This window comes from Allohahella marinimesophila (assembly GCF_039538005.1).
In the GTDB taxonomy this organism is placed as follows: Bacteria; Pseudomonadota; Gammaproteobacteria; order Pseudomonadales; family Oleiphilaceae; genus Allohahella; species Allohahella marinimesophila.
The window spans coordinates 514,406-532,055 of record NZ_BAABBO010000001.1; the positions used below are offsets into that span (position 1 = coordinate 514,406).

17 protein-coding genes and 1 tRNA gene are annotated in these 17,650 nt (G+C 56.5%); 12 read left to right on the forward strand and 6 right to left on the reverse strand.

Translation table 11 applies throughout. From position 1 onward, the window contains the following. Nucleotides 1-178 precede the first annotated feature (178 nt). The gene (locus ABD735_RS02295; RefSeq protein ID WP_344802875.1) at nucleotides 179-1,168 is read right to left on the reverse strand and encodes a response regulator; all 990 of its coding nucleotides are present in this window, start codon (nucleotides 1,166-1,168) and stop codon (nucleotides 179-181) included. Between the two features lie 140 nt (nucleotides 1,169-1,308). Between ABD735_RS02295 and ABD735_RS02300 the strand changes: the two genes are divergently transcribed. After that, nucleotides 1,309-1,794 (forward strand): YajQ family cyclic di-GMP-binding protein, encoded by a 486-nt coding sequence (locus tag ABD735_RS02300; RefSeq protein ID WP_344802877.1) that lies wholly within the window; start codon nucleotides 1,309-1,311, stop codon nucleotides 1,792-1,794. Further along, nucleotides 1,791-3,110, forward strand: coding sequence for an AmpG family muropeptide MFS transporter (locus ABD735_RS02305; protein ID WP_344802879.1), 1,320 nt, complete (start codon nucleotides 1,791-1,793; stop codon nucleotides 3,108-3,110). The genes ABD735_RS02300 and ABD735_RS02305 overlap by 4 nt, the downstream gene beginning before the upstream one ends. Before the next feature lie 20 nt (nucleotides 3,111-3,130). Here ABD735_RS02305 and ABD735_RS02310 read toward each other — a convergent pair whose 3' ends face one another. Then, nucleotides 3,131-4,927: a carboxypeptidase-like regulatory domain-containing protein gene (locus ABD735_RS02310; RefSeq protein ID WP_344802881.1), complete on the reverse strand. Its 1,797-nt coding sequence runs from the start codon at nucleotides 4,925-4,927 to the stop codon at nucleotides 3,131-3,133. Nucleotides 4,928-5,144: 217 nt separating this feature from the next. Between ABD735_RS02310 and ABD735_RS02315 the strand changes: the two genes are divergently transcribed. Both ABD735_RS02315 and ABD735_RS02320 read left to right on the forward strand, forming a co-directional pair. After that, a complete protein-coding gene (locus tag ABD735_RS02315; RefSeq protein ID WP_344802883.1) occupies nucleotides 5,145-5,561 on the forward strand; it encodes a hypothetical protein in 417 nt (138 codons plus the stop codon). Nucleotides 5,562-5,647: 86 nt separating this feature from the next. After that, nucleotides 5,648-6,418, forward strand: a complete 771-nt coding sequence (locus ABD735_RS02320) for a substrate-binding periplasmic protein (protein ID WP_344802885.1) — start codon at nucleotides 5,648-5,650, stop codon at nucleotides 6,416-6,418. On the opposite strand, the gene ABD735_RS02325 is transcribed toward ABD735_RS02320, so the two are convergent. Then, nucleotides 6,412-6,729 carry an MGMT family protein gene (locus ABD735_RS02325; protein ID WP_344802886.1) on the reverse strand — a complete coding sequence of 106 codons (318 nt, stop codon included), beginning with the start codon at nucleotides 6,727-6,729 and terminating at the stop codon, nucleotides 6,412-6,414. The two genes, ABD735_RS02320 and ABD735_RS02325, sit on opposite strands and share 7 nt — an antisense overlap. After that, nucleotides 6,713-7,477, reverse strand: coding sequence for an SDR family oxidoreductase (locus ABD735_RS02330; protein WP_344802888.1), 765 nt, complete (start codon nucleotides 7,475-7,477; stop codon nucleotides 6,713-6,715). The genes ABD735_RS02325 and ABD735_RS02330 overlap by 17 nt, the downstream gene beginning before the upstream one ends. Before the next feature lie 67 nt (nucleotides 7,478-7,544). Here ABD735_RS02330 and ABD735_RS02335 point away from each other — a divergent pair, with 67 nt between their 5' ends. The 6 genes from ABD735_RS02335 (at nucleotide 7,545) to gspD (ending at nucleotide 14,439) form a co-directional block, all read left to right on the forward strand. After that, complete coding sequence (locus ABD735_RS02335) at nucleotides 7,545-8,198, forward strand: FxsA family protein (protein ID WP_344802890.1); 654 nt, start codon at nucleotides 7,545-7,547, stop codon at nucleotides 8,196-8,198. A 155-nt stretch (nucleotides 8,199-8,353) separates the two neighbouring features. Then, complete coding sequence (locus tag ABD735_RS02340) at nucleotides 8,354-8,644, forward strand: co-chaperone GroES (RefSeq protein WP_344802892.1); 291 nt, start codon at nucleotides 8,354-8,356, stop codon at nucleotides 8,642-8,644. Nucleotides 8,645-8,727: 83 nt separating this feature from the next. Further along, the gene (gene groL, locus ABD735_RS02345; protein ID WP_344802894.1) at nucleotides 8,728-10,377 is read left to right on the forward strand and encodes a chaperonin GroEL; all 1,650 of its coding nucleotides are present in this window, start codon (nucleotides 8,728-8,730) and stop codon (nucleotides 10,375-10,377) included. Between the two features lie 205 nt (nucleotides 10,378-10,582). Next, nucleotides 10,583-11,350, forward strand: coding sequence for a type II secretion system protein N (gspN, locus tag ABD735_RS02350; protein ID WP_344802896.1), 768 nt, complete (start codon nucleotides 10,583-10,585; stop codon nucleotides 11,348-11,350). Next, a complete protein-coding gene (locus ABD735_RS02355; RefSeq protein WP_344802898.1) occupies nucleotides 11,347-12,222 on the forward strand; it encodes a type II secretion system protein N in 876 nt (291 codons plus the stop codon). The genes gspN and ABD735_RS02355 overlap by 4 nt, the downstream gene beginning before the upstream one ends. A gap of 168 nt (nucleotides 12,223-12,390) precedes the next feature. Next, a complete protein-coding gene (gene gspD / locus ABD735_RS02360; protein WP_344802900.1) occupies nucleotides 12,391-14,439 on the forward strand; it encodes a type II secretion system secretin GspD in 2,049 nt (682 codons plus the stop codon). Between the two features lie 85 nt (nucleotides 14,440-14,524). On the opposite strand, the gene ABD735_RS02365 is transcribed toward gspD, so the two are convergent. Continuing rightward, entirely contained in the window at nucleotides 14,525-15,688 is a 1,164-nt protein-coding gene (locus ABD735_RS02365) for a 5-(carboxyamino)imidazole ribonucleotide synthase (protein ID WP_344802902.1), read from the reverse strand. Next, a complete protein-coding gene (purE, locus tag ABD735_RS02370) occupies nucleotides 15,685-16,215 on the reverse strand; it encodes a 5-(carboxyamino)imidazole ribonucleotide mutase (protein ID WP_344802904.1) in 531 nt (176 codons plus the stop codon). The genes ABD735_RS02365 and purE overlap by 4 nt, the downstream gene beginning before the upstream one ends. Before the next feature lie 166 nt (nucleotides 16,216-16,381). Between purE and ABD735_RS02375 the strand changes: the two genes are divergently transcribed. Both ABD735_RS02375 and ABD735_RS02380 read left to right on the forward strand, forming a co-directional pair. Then, a complete protein-coding gene (locus tag ABD735_RS02375; protein ID WP_344802906.1) occupies nucleotides 16,382-17,425 on the forward strand; it encodes a coiled-coil domain-containing protein in 1,044 nt (347 codons plus the stop codon). Between the two features lie 148 nt (nucleotides 17,426-17,573). Next, nucleotides 17,574-17,649, forward strand: a tRNA-Val gene (locus ABD735_RS02380). Nucleotide 17,650: the final 1 nt, after the last annotated feature.

The following is a 17,650-nucleotide window of genomic DNA, read 5'->3' on the forward strand; positions in this document are numbered from 1 at the left end:
AAAAAAAAGGCTGAAGCGACTACTCATCTGCTTCTGCCCCAAGTGGGATACTACTCAACTCCACGATTCAGATAATAAGGGCTATCGACGACTCATGCTGTTGTGTTGATGTCGTCTTTTGCAAGCAGCCGGTAAGTAAACGTAAATGTATATTTCAAAAGCCTGAAATAGCAGCAGGTTACTGTTCCGCCTGAGTAAAATGCTTCGCCACTTCCTTCCAGTGCACCATCGATAGCGTGCCGGTCTCGTAGGCGTGCGCCAGCTGGCGGTGTGCGGCCTGCTCAATCACATCTGCCGAAGGAATATGAGTGGACGCATCGATGGCCACGCCACCAGTCCCTACCTGTATCGACACAAACCCTGAGCTGGTCTTGAAGGCCTTCAGGTTCAGACCTTCATGCACGCGTCGAAAACAGCTCGATGTGCAATGCTCGATATCATTGAACTGACTAATCACCACGAACTGGTTTTCACTGAATCGAGCCACCATGTCCAGTGGGCGGGTGAGATGTCTGAGCCGTCTGGCCACACCGATGATCAACTCATCCAGCAGCGTGGCGCTATACCGTCGCTTCAGCTGCTGCCAGTTGAGCATGCCAATCATCAGAATACAGGACGCGCCGCCGCGCGCTTCTGCCTGCTTCAGTGAATCCGCTAGCCTGGTGTGGGCCATGCGATGGTTGGGCATGCCGGTGAGCAGGTCCAGACCATTCTTCGCCTGTAGCTCATTGTTATTCTCAAGCAGCAACTGATTGGCGGTCAGCAGATTATTCTGAATTTCAGAGGTGCGGTCGGCGGCATAGATACGCGGCAGCAACTGCTTGTTCATGTCCGACTTGTGAATGAAGTCGTCAACGCCACGATCGAAGGCCTCGAGCAGAGCGTCATTACCCTCCCGGGCGGTGAGCAGGATGATATAGGTAAAATGATTCTGTGCTTCGTCGAGCTGCCGAACCCTGTCTGCCAGCTCAAGGCCGTCCATCTCTGGCATCAGCCAGTCGGCGATGAGCACGCTGGCAGGTCGGGTTTCCAGGGCGGTCACGCCGCCGTGCGGGGTATTGGCTATGCGAATGTCGCGATAGCCGGCATTCTTCAGGGTTCGGGCGATGATGGCACTGCTGAATTTGGCGTCGTCGACGACCATGATGGCGAGGTCTAGATTGGGCATAGGCAGGATCTTCTGATGGCTAAGGTCGTTTTGATTGTCCCTGAGCATGGCATCCTGCTCGCGACGTGCTCCGGGAAGTATAGTCGCATGACTTTGATTCCGTGTAGAATCTCAAAGAAATTCTAGTGAGGACAATAGCTGTGCCGAGTTTTGATATTGAAAGCACCTTCGATCGACACGAAATGACCAATGCCGTCGACCAGGCCAACAAGGAACTCGAAAGACGCTTTGATTTCAAAGGCATCGATGCATCTTTCGAGTTGACCGAGAATAGCGTGGACCTCACCGCCGAGGAAAGCTTCCACGTCGATCAGATGTTTTCCATCCTCGTCACAGCCCTGACCAAGCGTAAACTGGACGTCAGAAGCCTCGGTGAGTCCACGACCAATCGTACCGGTCGCAAGATGACCCGTAGTTATCCACTGAAACAGGGCATCGATCAGCCAACCGCGAAGAAAATCGTCAAGGTCATCAAGGATGCCAAGCTGAAGGTGCAGGCCTCGATACAGGGCGAGCAGGTTCGGGTGACCGGCAAGAAACGTGACGATCTGCAGGAAGCGATGGGCCTGTTGCGTGGGAATGACGACATTCCGGTACCGCTGACTTTCACCAACTTTCGCGATTGAACATACCTCAGGAGAAGTCCTGGCGGGCCGCGCTGTCGGTCTATGCCAGTAAACCGGTGCTCATCCTGTTTGCGCTGGGTGTTTCTGCGGGCCTGCCGTTCCTGCTCGTGTTCTCCACGCTTACGGCCTGGCTGACTGAAGCCGGCCTGACCAATACCACGATCGGTTTCATCAGCTGGGTCGGCATTACCTATTCGATCAAGATCATCTGGGCGCCGCTGGTCGACCGGATTCGCATACCATTTTTACACCGCTGGTTCGGGCCGAGGCGCAGCTTCATCATGCTGGCGCAAATCGGCATCGGGGCTGGTCTACTGGCCATGAGTGTGCTGAACCCCGCCACCGAATTCGAGCTGCTCGCCTTCTTCGCCGTTGTCGTCGCTTTCTCCTCCGCTACGCAGGATATCGCCATCGACGCCTACCGCATCGAACTGGCTGAAGACAATATGCAGGCCGCGATGTCTGCTGCCTATGTGTTCGGCTATCGCGTCGCGCTGTTGATAGGTGGGGCAGGGGCGCTGTATATCGCCGAGTTCTTCTCCTGGCAGATTGCCTACCAGTCAATGGCTGCGCTGGCCTTCGTCCTGCTGGGCGTCACGCTGATAGCCGACCAGGCCACCGTGCGTCGGCCGAGTACCACCCTGGCGCCTGGCAGTGGTGCCGTTGCCTGGCTGACCCATGCCGTCGTCGACCCCTTTGCCGACTTTCTGCGTCGCTACCGCTACCAGGCGCTGCTGATTCTGCTGCTGGTGGGCTGCTACCGCATCAGCGACATCATCATGGGTGCGATGGCCAACCCCTTTTATCTGCAACTGGGCTTCAGCAAGACCGACATCGCCAACGTGACCAAGGTCTTCGGCTTCGGCATGACCATCCTCGGCTCCTTCCTTGGCGGCCTGCTCGTCACACGCTACGGTGTCGCGCCGATACTCTGCATTGGTGCCATCTGCGTCTCTGGCACCAATTTGCTGTTCTCATGGCTCAGCACCGTCCCGCCGGACTTGTTCGCGCTCGGCATCGTCATCAGTGCGGATAACCTCAGTGGCGGCCTCGCCATCGTGGCCTTTATCGCCTTTTTATCGAGTCTTACCAGTAGCGAACACACCGCAACGCAATATGCGTTATTCAGTTCGATCATGACCTTGCCAGGCAAGTTCTTTAGCGGGTATTCGGGCGTGATGGTTGATAGCTGGGGCTTTGGGAACTTCTTTCTGCTCGCGGCTGCGCTGGGGCTGCCGGCGATTGGCTTGAGTTTTTATTGGTTGTGGACGCAGCGTGGGGGAGTCGAGACGGCTGGGCCACAGCACTCGCCATGACCCAGCCCGGAGTGCGCTAATTAATCAGCCAACTGCCGAGTAGGGACAGCACCAGAAACTGGCTGTGCATAATACTTCTCAGGCTTGATCTCACTCTTCACTGAAGCCGGTCCGAAGCCAGCCACATCAAAGGCATCCGCTCTGTCCGAATCAGAGAAGCGCTGCACCGGCTGCATGGTCACAGTCAGTGCCTCATCTACAACCAGATTGAAGACGTGCCATTTCTCCAGGCTCGCGTCACCCTGTGCTTCAGTCGCCGAAAACACCCGGATATCCCCTTTCAGGTTCAGCTCGACCCGAGTAGGGGAGGCCGCCATCGTGCCAGTGCCAGCGTAAAGGTCGACCACATAGCGATAGATGCCTGGGAACTGGAACTCAGGCAGGGTGAGCACCTCCGGGCCGAACGAGGTGACATCGTCGACATCGAGATCATACTGAGTGGTGCCTACGGCTACCGTCTTGTCCATAAAGGACACCTCGAATTCCCCTCCATTACCGTCGGGTCCGAAGAAGTAAGTATCGAGGTCACGCGGGTTCTCACCCCAGGTCAGCCGAGCCGTGGCGGCACTGGGCGACAGCACCAGACAGTCAGCAATATTGACATCGGTCGCGCCAATATCTGTGATAACGGTTTCGCTCTGTGCTTGCAGTACCGCCGCCACCAACAGTTGGCTGTCGGGGCGAACCGGCACGCTGAACTGCCCGTTTGCATCCGTGAGCGTTCTGCTTCGGCCGATGTAGGTTCGGCCGTCCGCCATAAGTCGAACGTTGGGCAGACGCTGACCTTCCGCATCGGCAACACAGCCAGTCAGTGTGACCGCATCGAACTGGATATCAGCGTTCCAGATGCCTGTCCTGTCTATTGCCCCCTGATAGGCCCAGCTTTCACCGAGTTGAGTCAGCTGAGCGACTCCACGATCGACCCAGTAGCCCAACGAAGTGTCGAAAAAGAAGAGCGGTACGCTGGCTGGTGCGGTCGCTGGATTGATGGTCGAAGCGAGTGGGATGCTCAGCACTGGCGCGCTGCCACCAACAAAGTTAAGCGCTTCACCGGCAGGGTTGCTGATACCAATTTCGATTGCACCGAAGCTCTCGATCTGGCTGATGGTGCCAGTGGCAGGGTCAACAGCTTCAAAACTGCCTGGCATCAGGGCTGGGTCTGAGGATGGGTCGATCAGCGTAAAGCCAACGCTATAGTCGCCTTCAAAGAGATTTCCGGCCGCATCGACAAGACTGGCAGCAGGCACGTTGAGTACCGGCGCAGTAGTCTCACCATCTATTGTGGTTCGAGTGTAATTCACCACAAGCGGTGCAGTGGTCGAACCACCAACCTGAGCAACTACTGGCTGCAACTGAGGAATCAGCTCTACAGCCAGGCCGGCACTGCCAGCAGGAATGGTCACCACGCCACGGGCATAGCCTGAAGCGGTCACATCCAGCAGGAGCGCGGTGTCCGAATTGGGGCGGTTGATACTGAAAGCGCCAGCCGCGTCAGCTGTGGCCTCTGAAAAGGCCGCGAAGCCCTGATCAGCCGATGCAGAGAGCCGAATCAGTGCAGAAGGAATGACCTCACCTGTGTAATAGTTTCGCACCACGCCGGCAAGCTGGAGTACTTCGCCTGGTTCTTCTGGCGTGGCCTCGGGCGGCGTGCTGCCAGATCCAACAGGGTTAGAGGGTGTAGTTGGTTCCGGGCCGCCAACCGGCGCAGCGGGCGAATCGTCACCACCAGAGCCACCGCCGCAGGCGGAGAGGGCCAGGGCGAGGGTCACAGCAACCGAGAGCTTGTGCAGAGCAAATCGTGAGGCGAGGGTCTTCATACAGCATCCTTCATTTATATGTGTGCGCAAAAATTACGCTGAGGTTCGTTCCATTAACCTCTGACGGACACAATGAAGATGCGCGACGGCTTTTCGACCGTGCAATACGAAAGCTTCCTGCCGCGCTTGCAGCTTGCCATAAGCTACCGCAGGTAGCCGAGCCGGAACCATTCACTTATCATCTCATTTGATTCCAAAGCTTCTCTCGAGTTCAGCCATGTCTCTTACAAGCCACAAAACGGTCGCCAGCACAGTCCTTCTGCTCACACTCACCCTCGTCCCGCTCGCTCACGCCATAGTATGTAAAGGCGATTTTCGTTCTCCCAAGGCCTATCCCGCCGCCATGCAGCCAACGATTGACAAGATGATGGCTAACGACCAGCAGGCCGATGCGGAGAATTTGCTGCCAAGGCTGTCACTCGATCCTGAATCAAAGACTTTTGAAATGACATTCTTCGGCACGCACAAAGGCACTGGCCCTTATACGATCGAAGGCGATCGCATTCTGATGAATGCCGACCCCACATCTGAAAAAGGAGACGTGATGGAGGGCACAGTTAACGCGGACTGCTCGAGCATTGAGCTGGACTTCGGTGAGAGCAACAAGGTGGAGCTCCTGCAGCTGAAAAAATGATGACTATAAAGGAGGCAGCTTCATCTGCCGAAGACTAAACTGGTCAATATAAAAGGCGGAAAGCCTCATCTGATCGAGTAACAACAATGAAGCGGGGTCTGAAATTTCTCACGGTATTGCTCTGCCAATCCGTGCTGTCTGCCGGAGTGGTGCTCGCCGAGCCGATGACCGTGCTGACAACTGACTTTCCGCCTTATTCCTTTTCTGACGACGGCAAGGTCTCCGGCCTGAGTACCGAAATCGTTCAGGCCATTCTGGCCAGGGCCAACATCCAGACCACCAGCTATAAGGTTTATCCCTGGGCGAGGGCCTATACTCTGGCCAGAACCGGCCGCAATACACTCATATTCTCCATCGCCAGATCCACTCAGCGGGAGGACATGTTTCAGTGGGTTGGTCCGCTGGCGCCTTACCAGATCAACCTTTATAAGCTTCGGTCGCGCAAGGATATTCGCATCGAAGATGTGCAGCAGGCCAAGCTCTACCAGGTCGGCGGCGAGTATCTGGATATCAAGCAGCTCTATCTCAAGAGCGAAGGCTTCGAAGAAGACTGGAATATTGAGCTCGAGCGCACGGCTGCGCTGAACGTTCGCAAGCTTTTTGCCGGTCGGATCGATCTTCTGCCCGTGAGCTCGACGAGCCTGCCGTTTATTGTTCGCAAGGAGGGCTTCGATCCTGCGGACCTCGAAGTCGCCATTTCGCTTGATGAGATCTCAAGTCCGCTATATATGGCGTTCAGTCTTGATGTTCCCTCCGACGTTGTCGCTCGCGCCGAGCTGGCATTCAGGGCGCTGACACAGGAAGGCGTGATACAGGACATTCATGCCGCCTATACGCAAGGCCACGCGCTTCAGTAGCCCTGCCAGTAGCGCTGCTTCCAGTCCTGCACCCGTCCATTTTTAATCTCCACGCCTTCGGCAACCAGTCGGCTGACCTGTTCATGGTACTTCTGTGTCTCCTGCGCAAAGGCAATCTGTCCGCCTGCCCGCACGACCCTGAACCACGGCAGTCCATCGACCTCGCCGAGAATCCGCCCAACAAAGCGAGCCAGCCCCGGCTGCTGCGACAGCCGCGCCACCTCGCCATAGCTGCACACACGGCCGGGCGGAATGGCCATCACCGTAGCGAAGATGGCCTGCCGACGCTCATCTTCAGACCCGGATGCCACCGTCTACCTCGATGACCCGACCTGTCAGGTAGTCGTTCTCGATGATGAAGGCGATCGTTTTGGCGATTTCGTCGGGCTGCCCCATGCGCTGTAAGGGAATCTGGCTTGTCATTTTCTGCAGCGCTTCAGGCTTCATGGATTTGACCATGTCAGTTTCAATGAACCCTGGCGCTACGGCCATGGCGCGGATGTTGTAGCGCGACAGTTCTTTCGCCCAGGTGACCGACATCGCCGCAACGCCAGCTTTTGCCGCCGAATAGTTGCTCTGGCCAATATTGCCAGCACGCGAAACGCTGGAGATATTGATGATCACGCCAGGTCGTTTGGTGTTGATCATATGCGTAGCAGCTTCGCGGCCACACAGGAAGACGCCTGTCAGATTCACATCGATGACCATCTGCCATTCAGCCAGCGACATGCGCTTGACGATTTCCCCGTCCTTGGCCTTGATCAGCATGCCGTCACGCAACACACCAGCGTTGTTGACCAGGCAGTCGATATGTCCAAAATAGTCGACGACGGCGCCGAACACCGACTCGACTTCACTTTCTGAAGCGACGTTACATTTGAACGTGGCGACATCCATGGCGCCAGCTTCACGGCACAGCTTGGCGGTTTCGGTCAGCCCGTCTTCGTTGACGTCGAGCAGGGCAAGCTTCGCTTTCCGTGATGCCAGGTACAGCGCCATCGAGCGCCCAAGCCCAGCGCCGCCGCCAGTAATCACAACTACACAATCGTTCGTATTCATAATCAACACACCTGTCTGCACTGCCGACTCACTGTCAGCAGTTCCTGAATCGATAGCAAGGCCGGATATGGTATGCTATCTCCCTTCTTCCAACCAGTTCGGCCCGAAACTCATGAGTCGCCTGTTATTTCTTATTCCAGTTATCGCCATTATCGAGCTCATCGTCCTCGTCAAGGTCGGTCAGGTGATCGGTCTTGGACCAACGATACTCATCATCATCGCCACCGGTGTTACCGGCGCCTGGCTGCTTCGACGTCAGGGTCCGCAGATCATGGCGCAGGTGCAGATGAAGGCTGCGGCAGGTGAAATGCCTGCGCGGGAACTCGTCGAAGGCCTGTTGATGGTCGTTGGCGGCATTCTGCTGATGACCCCAGGCTTCGTCACCGATGCCTGTGGCATGTTCCTGATTCTGCCACCGACCCGGGCTCTGCTGATTTCAAGCGTGAGCAAGCGCCTGGCTGGCGCTGCCGTCACCCGTTACAGCACATTTGGCGGCGGTCAGGGGCCTTTTGGCAGCAGTCAGGGGCCCTTTGGTGATAGCCAGGGACCCTCCAGCAGGAATCAGGGGCCCTTCGGTGCCGGTGGCTTCGGTCGGCGGCCTGATGGTAATCCTTTCGGCAGCGGTCCAGCTGCCAACGAAGATGAGGCCGGGCCCTCCAGTCCTGATTCCGGCTCCGGCCGCGTTATCGAAGGTGAGTTCACCGAGATCGACAAAAAGTAAAAAATTTTCCTCCCCGCCCGTTGAATTCCTGACGGGCAGCCCCACATTCAGTTCACATCGCCACTGCAGCGAGTCCTGTTTCTTGCCGGACGCCGCGGTCGTGGCACGTAACATCAGTAAACATCTGGTTTTTTCGAATTGGGAGAGTCTCTGAGATGAAAATTCGTCCGCTTCACGATCGTGTGGTCGTTCGCCGTAACGAAGAAGAAACAAAATCTGCCGGCGGTATTGTGTTGCCAGGAAGTGCTGCAGAAAAGCCGCAGCAGGGCGAGGTTCTCGCTGTTGGTGAAGGCCGGATCCTGACCAATGGTGACGTGCGTCCCTGCAGTGTAAAGGCCGGTGACAAAGTCATGTTCGGTCAGTATTCAGGCAGCACCGTCAAGGTCGACGGCGAAGAGCTCCTCATCATGAATGAGAGCGATATCTTCGGCGTTATTGAGTCTTAATCAGCGAAACCTGATACCGGCCACTGTGGCAGTACAAGCCCAGGCTCATGATCAAATAAACAATTTCTAAAGGATTAATCGAAATGGCTGCTAAAGAAATCAAATTCGGCGAAACCGCCCGTAAGCGCATGGTCGCAGGTGTCAACATCCTGGCGGATGCGGTAAAAGTCACACTCGGCCCTAAAGGCCGTAACGTCATCCTCGACAAGTCGTATGGCGCACCTACCGTCACTAAAGACGGCGTTTCCGTTGCCAAGGAAATCGAACTAAAAGACAAGTTCGAGAACATGGGCGCGCAAATGGTGAAGGAAGTCGCTTCCAGAACAAACGACGAAGCTGGCGATGGCACCACTACCGCGACAGTCCTGACCCAGGCCATCCTCAACGAAGGCCTCAAGGCCGTTGCTGCCGGTATGAATCCTATGGATCTCAAGCGCGGCATCGACAAGGCAGTCAAGGCTGCTGTTGAAGAAATTCGTTCACTGTCCAAGCCATGTGAAGACAGCAAGGCTATCGCTCAGGTCGGCACCATCTCTGCCAACAGCGACACCCGCATCGGTCAGCTCATTGCAGACGCAATGGCGAAAGTTGGCAAGGAAGGCGTCATCACGGTTGAAGAAGGCACTGGCCTCGAAGACGAACTCGAAGTCGTCGAAGGTATGCAGTTCGACCGTGGTTACCTGTCGCCTTACTTCATCAATAACCAGGAGAACATGAGCGCTGAAGTTGAAGAGCCGCTGGTTCTGCTGGTAGACAAGAAGATCAGCAACATCCGTGAGATGCTGCCTGTGCTCGAAGCTGTCGCCAAGGCTGGCAAGCCACTCCTGGTCATCAGTGAAGACCTCGAAGGCGAAGCGCTGGCAACTCTGGTTGTCAACAACATGCGCGGCATCGTGAAAGTGGCTGCTGTGAAGGCGCCTGGCTTTGGTGACCGTCGCAAGGAAATGCTGCAGGACATCGCCATTCTTACCGGCGGTACTGTCATCTCTGAAGAAGTTGGTCTGTCTCTCGAAAACGCCACTCTTGACGACCTCGGTCGTGCCAAGCGTGCCGTGATCACCAAGGAAAACACCACCATCATCGATGGTGCAGGCGCGAAGAACGATATTGATGCCCGTGTTGGCCAGATCCGCAAGCAGATCGAAGACACCACTTCAGATTACGACCGTGAGAAGTTGCAGGAGCGCGTTGCCAAGCTGGCAGGCGGTGTTGCAGTCATCAAGGTTGGCGCTGTCACTGAAACTGAAATGAAAGAGAAGAAGGCTCGCGTAGAAGACGCGCTTCACTCTACTCGTGCTGCAGTTGAAGAAGGCGTTGTACCTGGCGGCGGTGTTGCACTGCTTCGCGCACTGCAGGGTCTCGAAGGCCTGAAGGGCGATAACGATGACCAGACCGTCGGCATCAACCTGCTGCGCAAGGCCATGGAAGCACCACTGCGTCAGATCGTCACTAACGCTGGCGGCGAAGCCTCAGTCGTTATCGACAAGATCAAGCAGAACAAGGGCTCTTACGGCTACAATGCTGCGTCGGAAGAGTACGGCGACATGCTGGAAATGGGTATCCTGGATCCAGCCAAAGTCACCCGTACTGCGCTGCAGTCTGCGGCCTCTATCGCCAGCCTCATGATCACGACCGAGTGCATGATCGCTGATGAGCCAGCTGACGAGAAAGGTGGTGGCATGCCAGATATGGGCGGCATGGGTGGAATGGGCGGCATGGGCGGCATGATGTAAAGCCCTCGCTACCCAGCGAAAAAGTCGACAGGCTTACGCAGATGTAAGCCTCAAGATGAGAAGAGCCTCGCATCCCTATGGTTGCGAGGCTTTTTTATGAGCAGTTAAATGTGAATTCACTGCTATGCTTTTGCTATGATGCGTCGCTTTCGTGCCTGCGAAATAAAGTGGCGCCAACGTCGTTCAAGGGATTAATACCTTTTTCATGAGAATATTTCTCGCCATTGCAGCTGTTCTGCTGGTATCGCTGATCTTCATCACGAGCGCGCTCGTGCATATGCCGGCGGCCGTGATGTGGGATATGGTCAGCAAGTCTGCGGATTTGAGATCAATGCCCGTTCAGCCGCAGCAGCTCTCGGGTACTATTTGGGATGGTGCGGCGCTCGCTGTGGTTCAGCAGACTGGTGAACAGGTGCTGGTCAACTGGAATCTGTCGGTCGGCAGTTTGCTGTTTGGCGAAGAGTTCGTTCAGACTAAGGTGCGAACGCGAGGCATAGATCTTACGGTCGGCGCTACCACAAGTTCTTCAGTCGCTGATGTGAATGTCAGTGGCAGTATCGATCTGGACGTATTCAGGCCAATTCTGTCGCAAAATCGGCTTCAGGTCGGTGGTTTGGTTGATGTAAGAAATGTTCAGGCGAGTTACGATTTCAATAATGAGCAACTGCTGAGTGCCAGCGGGGATCTGTTCTGGCCCGGCGGTCGTGTGAGCTACCCGGTGGGCGCTAAGGACCAGACTACAGATATACCCGCTTTGCGCGGTGATCTGGGTGAAACAGGCGGGCAGCCTTCACTTGATGTTGTGCTGAATGATACCGGTGCCAAATTGCTGTCGGCTGTGCTTGAGCCCGGCATGATGCTGGCTTTGCAAGTGCGCAAGCGCATGCTCGATGTGGCTGGTGCGCCCTATAGTGACCGCGCGGATGCAGATGCCATCGTTTTTCGGCTGAAACAGCCTCTGGCTCCACAATGAACATGTCGACAGGTCGGCTGGCAAGCCTTGGTACTGGAGCAAGAACGTGGTTGACTAACCTGCTGCTCTGGACGGCGATCTTTCTTTTTGTGTGGCTGCTTGGCAAGTGGATTTGGCCGGTGCTCTATCCAGATGCGTTCAGGCCTTTGGTCGCGAACTTTGAGCAAGGTCGCGGTGGTGCCGAAGCAATTAAGGCAAACTACGCAGCCTGGAATCTCTTTGGGCGCAAACCTGCCGGTGAGGTTCGTCAGGAAATGGCGCAGGTCGAAGTGCCAGAGACAGCCATGCAGCTCGATCTGCATGGGGTTGTTGTAGGGCTCGATAGTCGCAGCAGCGGGGCGATCATTTCGGAGCGGAATGCAGAAGCGAACTATTATAGGATGGATGAGGAGTTGCCGGGCGGCGTAGTGCTGGCAGCGGTGTATGATGACCGTGTGCTGCTCGATCGCAACGGCGTCATGGAAACACTCTCCTTTGACAAGGGCGCGACGATCAAGACGATGGTTCGCCCGCAGGCTACTCAGCCACCCGTAGCCAGTAGTGGTTCACCGCTGCCGCAGTCGCCAGAAGAGTTTCTCAGCATGGCTGAGCAGCAGTTGACGGAAGATGCGCCTGCAGCGCTCGCCTCTGTGGGGCTCGAGCCTGCTGCCGCTGGGGGCGCTGCCGAAGGCTATCGCTTTACTGGTGGCAACCCGATGCTGCGTTCGCTGAACCTGCAGCCGGGAGATGTCATACGATCTATCAATGGTCATGTGCTGGGTAACGTTCAGGAAGACAGGCGCATGATGAAGGAGTTCCACCAGAGCGGTATGCTCGAAGTGGAAGTTGAACGCGATGGAGCTGTGTTCTCAATAAGCTATCCTATACCGTAAGCCAGGCGGGTTTGCTGCGGGCAGCACTCAGCTGATGAACTTTGAATCGACCACTTTGATAAGCAGAACTTTATGTCCAGGATGATAAGATCACCTCTGCAGCCGGTTTCGACAGGCCTGACCGGCGAAACCGGTCAAGACCGCTGCTTGAATGCAGACCGTTTTCTTGTGAGCAGACACGTTTCGAGCGGTATGACCCGTCTCGTGAGTGCTGTGGCCATGAGCGCCTTGCTCGGCGTGAGTGCTCCAGTGCTCGCTGCTCCACCGGCCGGCCAGCAGAACGGTGCCGCCAGCGAGAGCCAGGAACAGACCTGGAAGATCAACCTGAAGGACGCCGACATTCGCGCCTTCATCACCCAGATCGCTGACATCACCGGCTATAGCTTCGTCATCAACCCCAGGGTCAAGGCAAAGGTTACTGTCATCTCCAACACGCCGATGAACAGGGAGGAGGTCTATGAGATGTTCCTCTCCGTGCTGAACGTGCATGGCTTCAGTGCCATTCCAGGTGAAGACGTTATCAAGATCGTTCTGGAAAACGAAGCCAAGCAGGGCGCCGCCAATCTGGATCGATTCAAGAAGGTGCCGGCCGATCAGCTGGTGACTCAGGTCATCGAGGTCAAGAATGCCAATGCCCTCGAACTGGTACCCATACTGCGCCCAATGGTCGCCAAGTATGGACACCTCGCCGGTGTGGCAGCATCTAACGCTTTGATCATCAGTGACCACGTCAACAACATCAATCGCATTCGCTCTCTGGTGCGCGAACTCGATAGTCCAGCAGACTATAAGCTCGAAGTCATTCAGCTGCAGGAAGCCTGGGTCGGTGATCTGGTCAAGCTGCTCGAGCAACTGGCACCTACCGAGCTCGGCAAGGCTGGTGCGGGCAAGGGTGGTCCCGGAGCCAAGTTCAGCGTAGTGGCAGACGAGCGCAGTAATCGCCTTATCATCAAGGGCGATGATGTTTTCAGGGACAAGGTTCGCGATCTTGTCGCCAAGCTCGATCAGCCGGCTGCTGTGTCCGGCGCGACCAAGGTTATCAATCTTCGAAACGCTGACGCCGAGAAGCTGGCCGAGTTGCTCAAGGGCATCATGGGCGACATCGAGAAGAATGTCAGTCAGGGTGGAGAAGGTGCTGCCGGCGGTGGTGGAGGCGGTCAGTCTACCAAGGTCAGCATTTATGCAGATGAAGGCCTGAATGCGCTGGTTGTGCGTGCCGAGCCATCCATGATGACTGAAATTGAAGCGATCGTGGAGCAGCTGGACGTTCGTCGCGCCCAGGTGCTGATCGAAGCTGCCATCGTTGAAATCAGTGATGGCCTCAGCCGCGCGCTGGGTGTGCAGCTTGCTGCTGGTGCGAACAATGTACCTGCGGCCTTCACCAATTTCTCAAATGGCGGCGTTTCTGCAGCCACGGTCATCGGTGCGATCATCTCTGATACCGGCACCATTCCTGGTGTGCCAGATGGCGCAGCCATTGCCTTCGGCGAACAGAAGGATGATGGCAAGGTCTGGGGCGCGCTCATCCAGGCTCTGGCCACCAGCGGCCAGGCGAAGCTGCTCAGTACACCGAGCATCATCACCATGGACAACCAGGAGTCCGAGATTGTCGTCGGTCAGAACGTACCGTTCAGAACCGGCTCGACTTCGACCGGAACGGACGGACTGTCGAATCCGTTTACCACCATTGAGCGTCAGGATGTTGGTCTCACGCTGAGGGTCACGCCAAGCATCAGTGATGGTGAGCTGGTACGCCTTGAAATCGAGCAGGAGTCTTCGTCGATCGCGCCGTCTAACGAAGCGGCGAGCGACATCATCACGAACAAACGTGAAATCAAGACCTCGGTTCTGGCTGACAACCTCGAAACCATCGTGTTGGGTGGTCTGATCAGCGAGAATTATCGTTTCAGCGAGGCCAAGGTGCCGCTGCTGGGTGATATCCCGCTCATTGGCGCCTTGTTCCGTACCACGACCAGGAACAAGGAGAAGGCCAACCTCATGGTCTTCCTGCGACCTACCATCCTGCGCAACAAGGGTGAGGCCGCGACCATCGTCGAGGACCGGTACAACAAGCTCTGGAAGCTGAATCTTGATCTGAAGGCGCAAACCGAGGGCGAAGAAGCTGTCGGGAATCTGGTGCGCCCAGACGTCGAGTCCCTCTTCCTTGGCAACCCGCTTGAAGACCGCTCGGCTCAGGGCGAATCGAAGGTCAAGTAAGCTCGGGACAGTAAAAAAGCCGGCAATGCCGGCTTTTTTTATTTCGGGTCTCGGTGAAGCAGGCGCTGAGAATTCTGCGCAGTTTTCAGGGCAGTGAGATCAGGCTCGAGGAAAAGGCCGGGTGTTCAGGCACGTGCGGCAGGCAAAGCTTCAGCTTTTTCAGGAGCTCTGCGTAGTCGCTGGCCACAATATTGATATGACCTACTTTTCGGCCGGGGCGCTCAGACTTGCCATACAGGTGAAGGTGAGTGTCGGCCAGAGTGAGCACGGCGGCCGTATCTGCTTCACGTCCGATCAGGTTTACCATGCAGCTGACGCCGATCGCGCCGGTATCGCCTAGCGGCAGTCCCGAGATAGCCCGCAGGTGGTTTTCGAACTGGCTGGTATGCGCGCCGTTCTGGGTCCAGTGGCCTGAATTATGTACCCTGGGCGCCATTTCATTTGCCATCAGAGCGCCGTTCACTTCGAACAACTCAAGCGCCAGCACACCAACATAGTCGAGATGATTGAGCAGCCGCTCAGCGTAGTCGCTGGCCCGCACGAAGGTCTCGCTGCTGCAGTCAGGGGCAGGGGCTAGCGTATATCTGAGAATGCCCTCCGAATGAATGTTTTCCATGAGCGGGTAGGTTGCTGTCGCGCCATCTTCAGCACGCACGGCTATGATCGAGAGTTCGCGCTGGAAGGGAATGAAGGCCTCCGCAATCAGTTGACGCTCGCCCAGACTCAGCCATACATCAGCGATATTGGCAGCATCGCGAAGTACGGCCTGGCCCTTGCCATCATAGCCTTCGGTGGTCGACTTCAGTACGCAGGGCAGGCCGAGTTCGCTGACCGCCTGTTCGAGATCCGCTTGCGAGTCGACGACCCTGAAAGGGGCTGTGGGAATATTCAGTTCATCAAAAGTCTGTTTTTCGAGCACGCGGTTCTGGCAGATGCGCAGCGCCTTCACCCCGGGGTAAAGTGGCTTCGCATCAGCGACCTGACTCGCCAGATCGAGCGGAAGGTGTTCGAACTCATAAGTCACCACATCGACATCGGCAATGAAGTCGTTCAGCGGCGCCAGGCTGTTATCGGGGTCACTGTAGATCTTGCCAAGACCCGCCGAAGGTGTTCCGGATGTGTCGTAGAAGGCAAACTGCATACCCAAGGGGATGCCTTCCAGAGCCATCATTCGTCCAAGCTGTCCCGCGCCCAATACGCCGACCTTCAGGCCTGTTGTACGATTGCGGCTGCGCGCGGTGCTGCTCATGATGTCGGATCCGAGGGGGCGTCAAGTTCAATACGAGGATCGTTGCCCCGTGTCACTTTTTCGGTCTGTTGCTGACGAAAATCGTCGATATTTCTGCGCACACTGTCATCGTGCAGGCTGATGATCTGAGCAGCCAGCAAGCCAGCATTGCTGGCGCCTGCCTGACCGATGGCCAATGTGCCGACTGCGATCCCTGCAGGCATTTGAACTATCGATAGCAGCGAGTCGAGGCCATTCAGGGTCTTCGATTTCACGGGCACGCCTAGCACAGGTAGTGAGGTGTGCGCGGCCACCATGCCTGGCAGATGGGCAGCCCCACCGGCACCAGCAATAATGGCCATCAGGCCGCGCTCACGAGCCTGGGTGGCGTATTCAGTCAGTCTGTGAGGTGTGCGATGGGCAGAGACCACCTCGACTTCGTGAGCGACCCCGAGTCTGGTCAGCATTTCTGAGGCGTGGATCATGGTGGGCCAGTCTGACCTGGAGCCCATGATGATACCGACAAGCGCCTGATTGGATTCGCTCATGAATTGTGTCTACCGGCAAATTGAAAACCGTGCAGTCTATCTACGGTACGCAGCGAGTGCAATAAGCATGGATTTCGCCCGCCAGCTTAGCGACAATGAATTCAGACTCGAAGCCAAACTCTGCCAAGCCTCTTGGCAGGGCAACCTCATTGTACACTGGAGACCCATGGAACCACTCAAACCCGACTTCGATGAACTCGATCGACCCGGCGCTGGCAGAGGCAAGCCGGCACCATCCGGTCAACGTGGCGCCAGCGATCGCCACGACGCCGGCGACAGCGCCATGAGGGCGGGGCGAGACAACTACGGTGCTTCCGCAAGCCGTGGGTCAGCTTACACAGGCGGTGGAGGCTCAGCCCCTCCCGCAAAAAGTTCCGGCAGCACCTGGCTGCTCTGGCTGCTTCTGCTTGCACTGGCAGGCGCTGGTGCTTACGTCCTCTATTTGCAGCAACAGGTGGTGGACAATCTTCAGAACGAACTGACTACCGCGCAAACGCTGGCAGACGAGAGTCAGAAACTGGCTGGTGAGCTCGAGGGCCAGCTCAGTCAGACTGATGCGACGCTGGCACAGAGTGGCAACGAGATGGCGCGAGCCCTGAAAAAGATGGATGCGCAATTGCGTAAGCTGGAAAAATCCACTGCAGCATCGACTGCCGCAGCCAGCGACAAGCTCGCCCAGATTGAAAAGACCAACGCGATTCTGGTACAGAAGCAGGTGGCACTGGATGCACAACTCGCCACTGCCACCAAAACCATTGCGCAGCATACAACAAGTCTCGGCACCCTGAGCCAGATGTCGGAGGATATTCTTGCGGAACAGAATGCCCTGAGCACAACGACAGCTGCACTTGAGACTCGGCTTGGCAAGATCGATGACGCGGTGGCGCAGATGGCGGAGCAGGCAGGAGAAGCCGCTCAGGAGCGCGTGGCAGCCTTGAACAGCAATGTGGAGAAGTTAGAGAAGGGCCTGTCCCAGCTGCAGTCTACGGTGGCGCAGCATGGCGATCAGATCGTAGAGGCTCGCAAGCTGGCGCAGAGCGCTTCCAGGGCAGCCTCACGAGAGGCGGTATCCCCTGATACCGTAAAGTCGTTACAACAGCAGGTTGACTCGATAGATGCCACGCGTCAGCAGCTGGTGCAGCGTTTCGTGGCCGTGGATCGGCGCCTGAATGAGCTCTCTTTGCAGCTCAATGTTCTTTCGTCACAGTAATTTGAATTAAGTGAAGATTAGGTGTTGACAGAGGTGGGTCCTCTCTTTAATATTCGCGGCCTCAAACGTGCAAGCAGAAACAACGCTGGCACGCACTGATACCGAATATCGACGCAGTCCTCAGGACGAAATCTAAAGCGTTGAGCTCGGGTGGTTAGCTCAGCTGGGAGAGCGGCGCCCTTACAAGGCGTAGGTCACAGGTTCGATCCCTGTACCACCCACCAA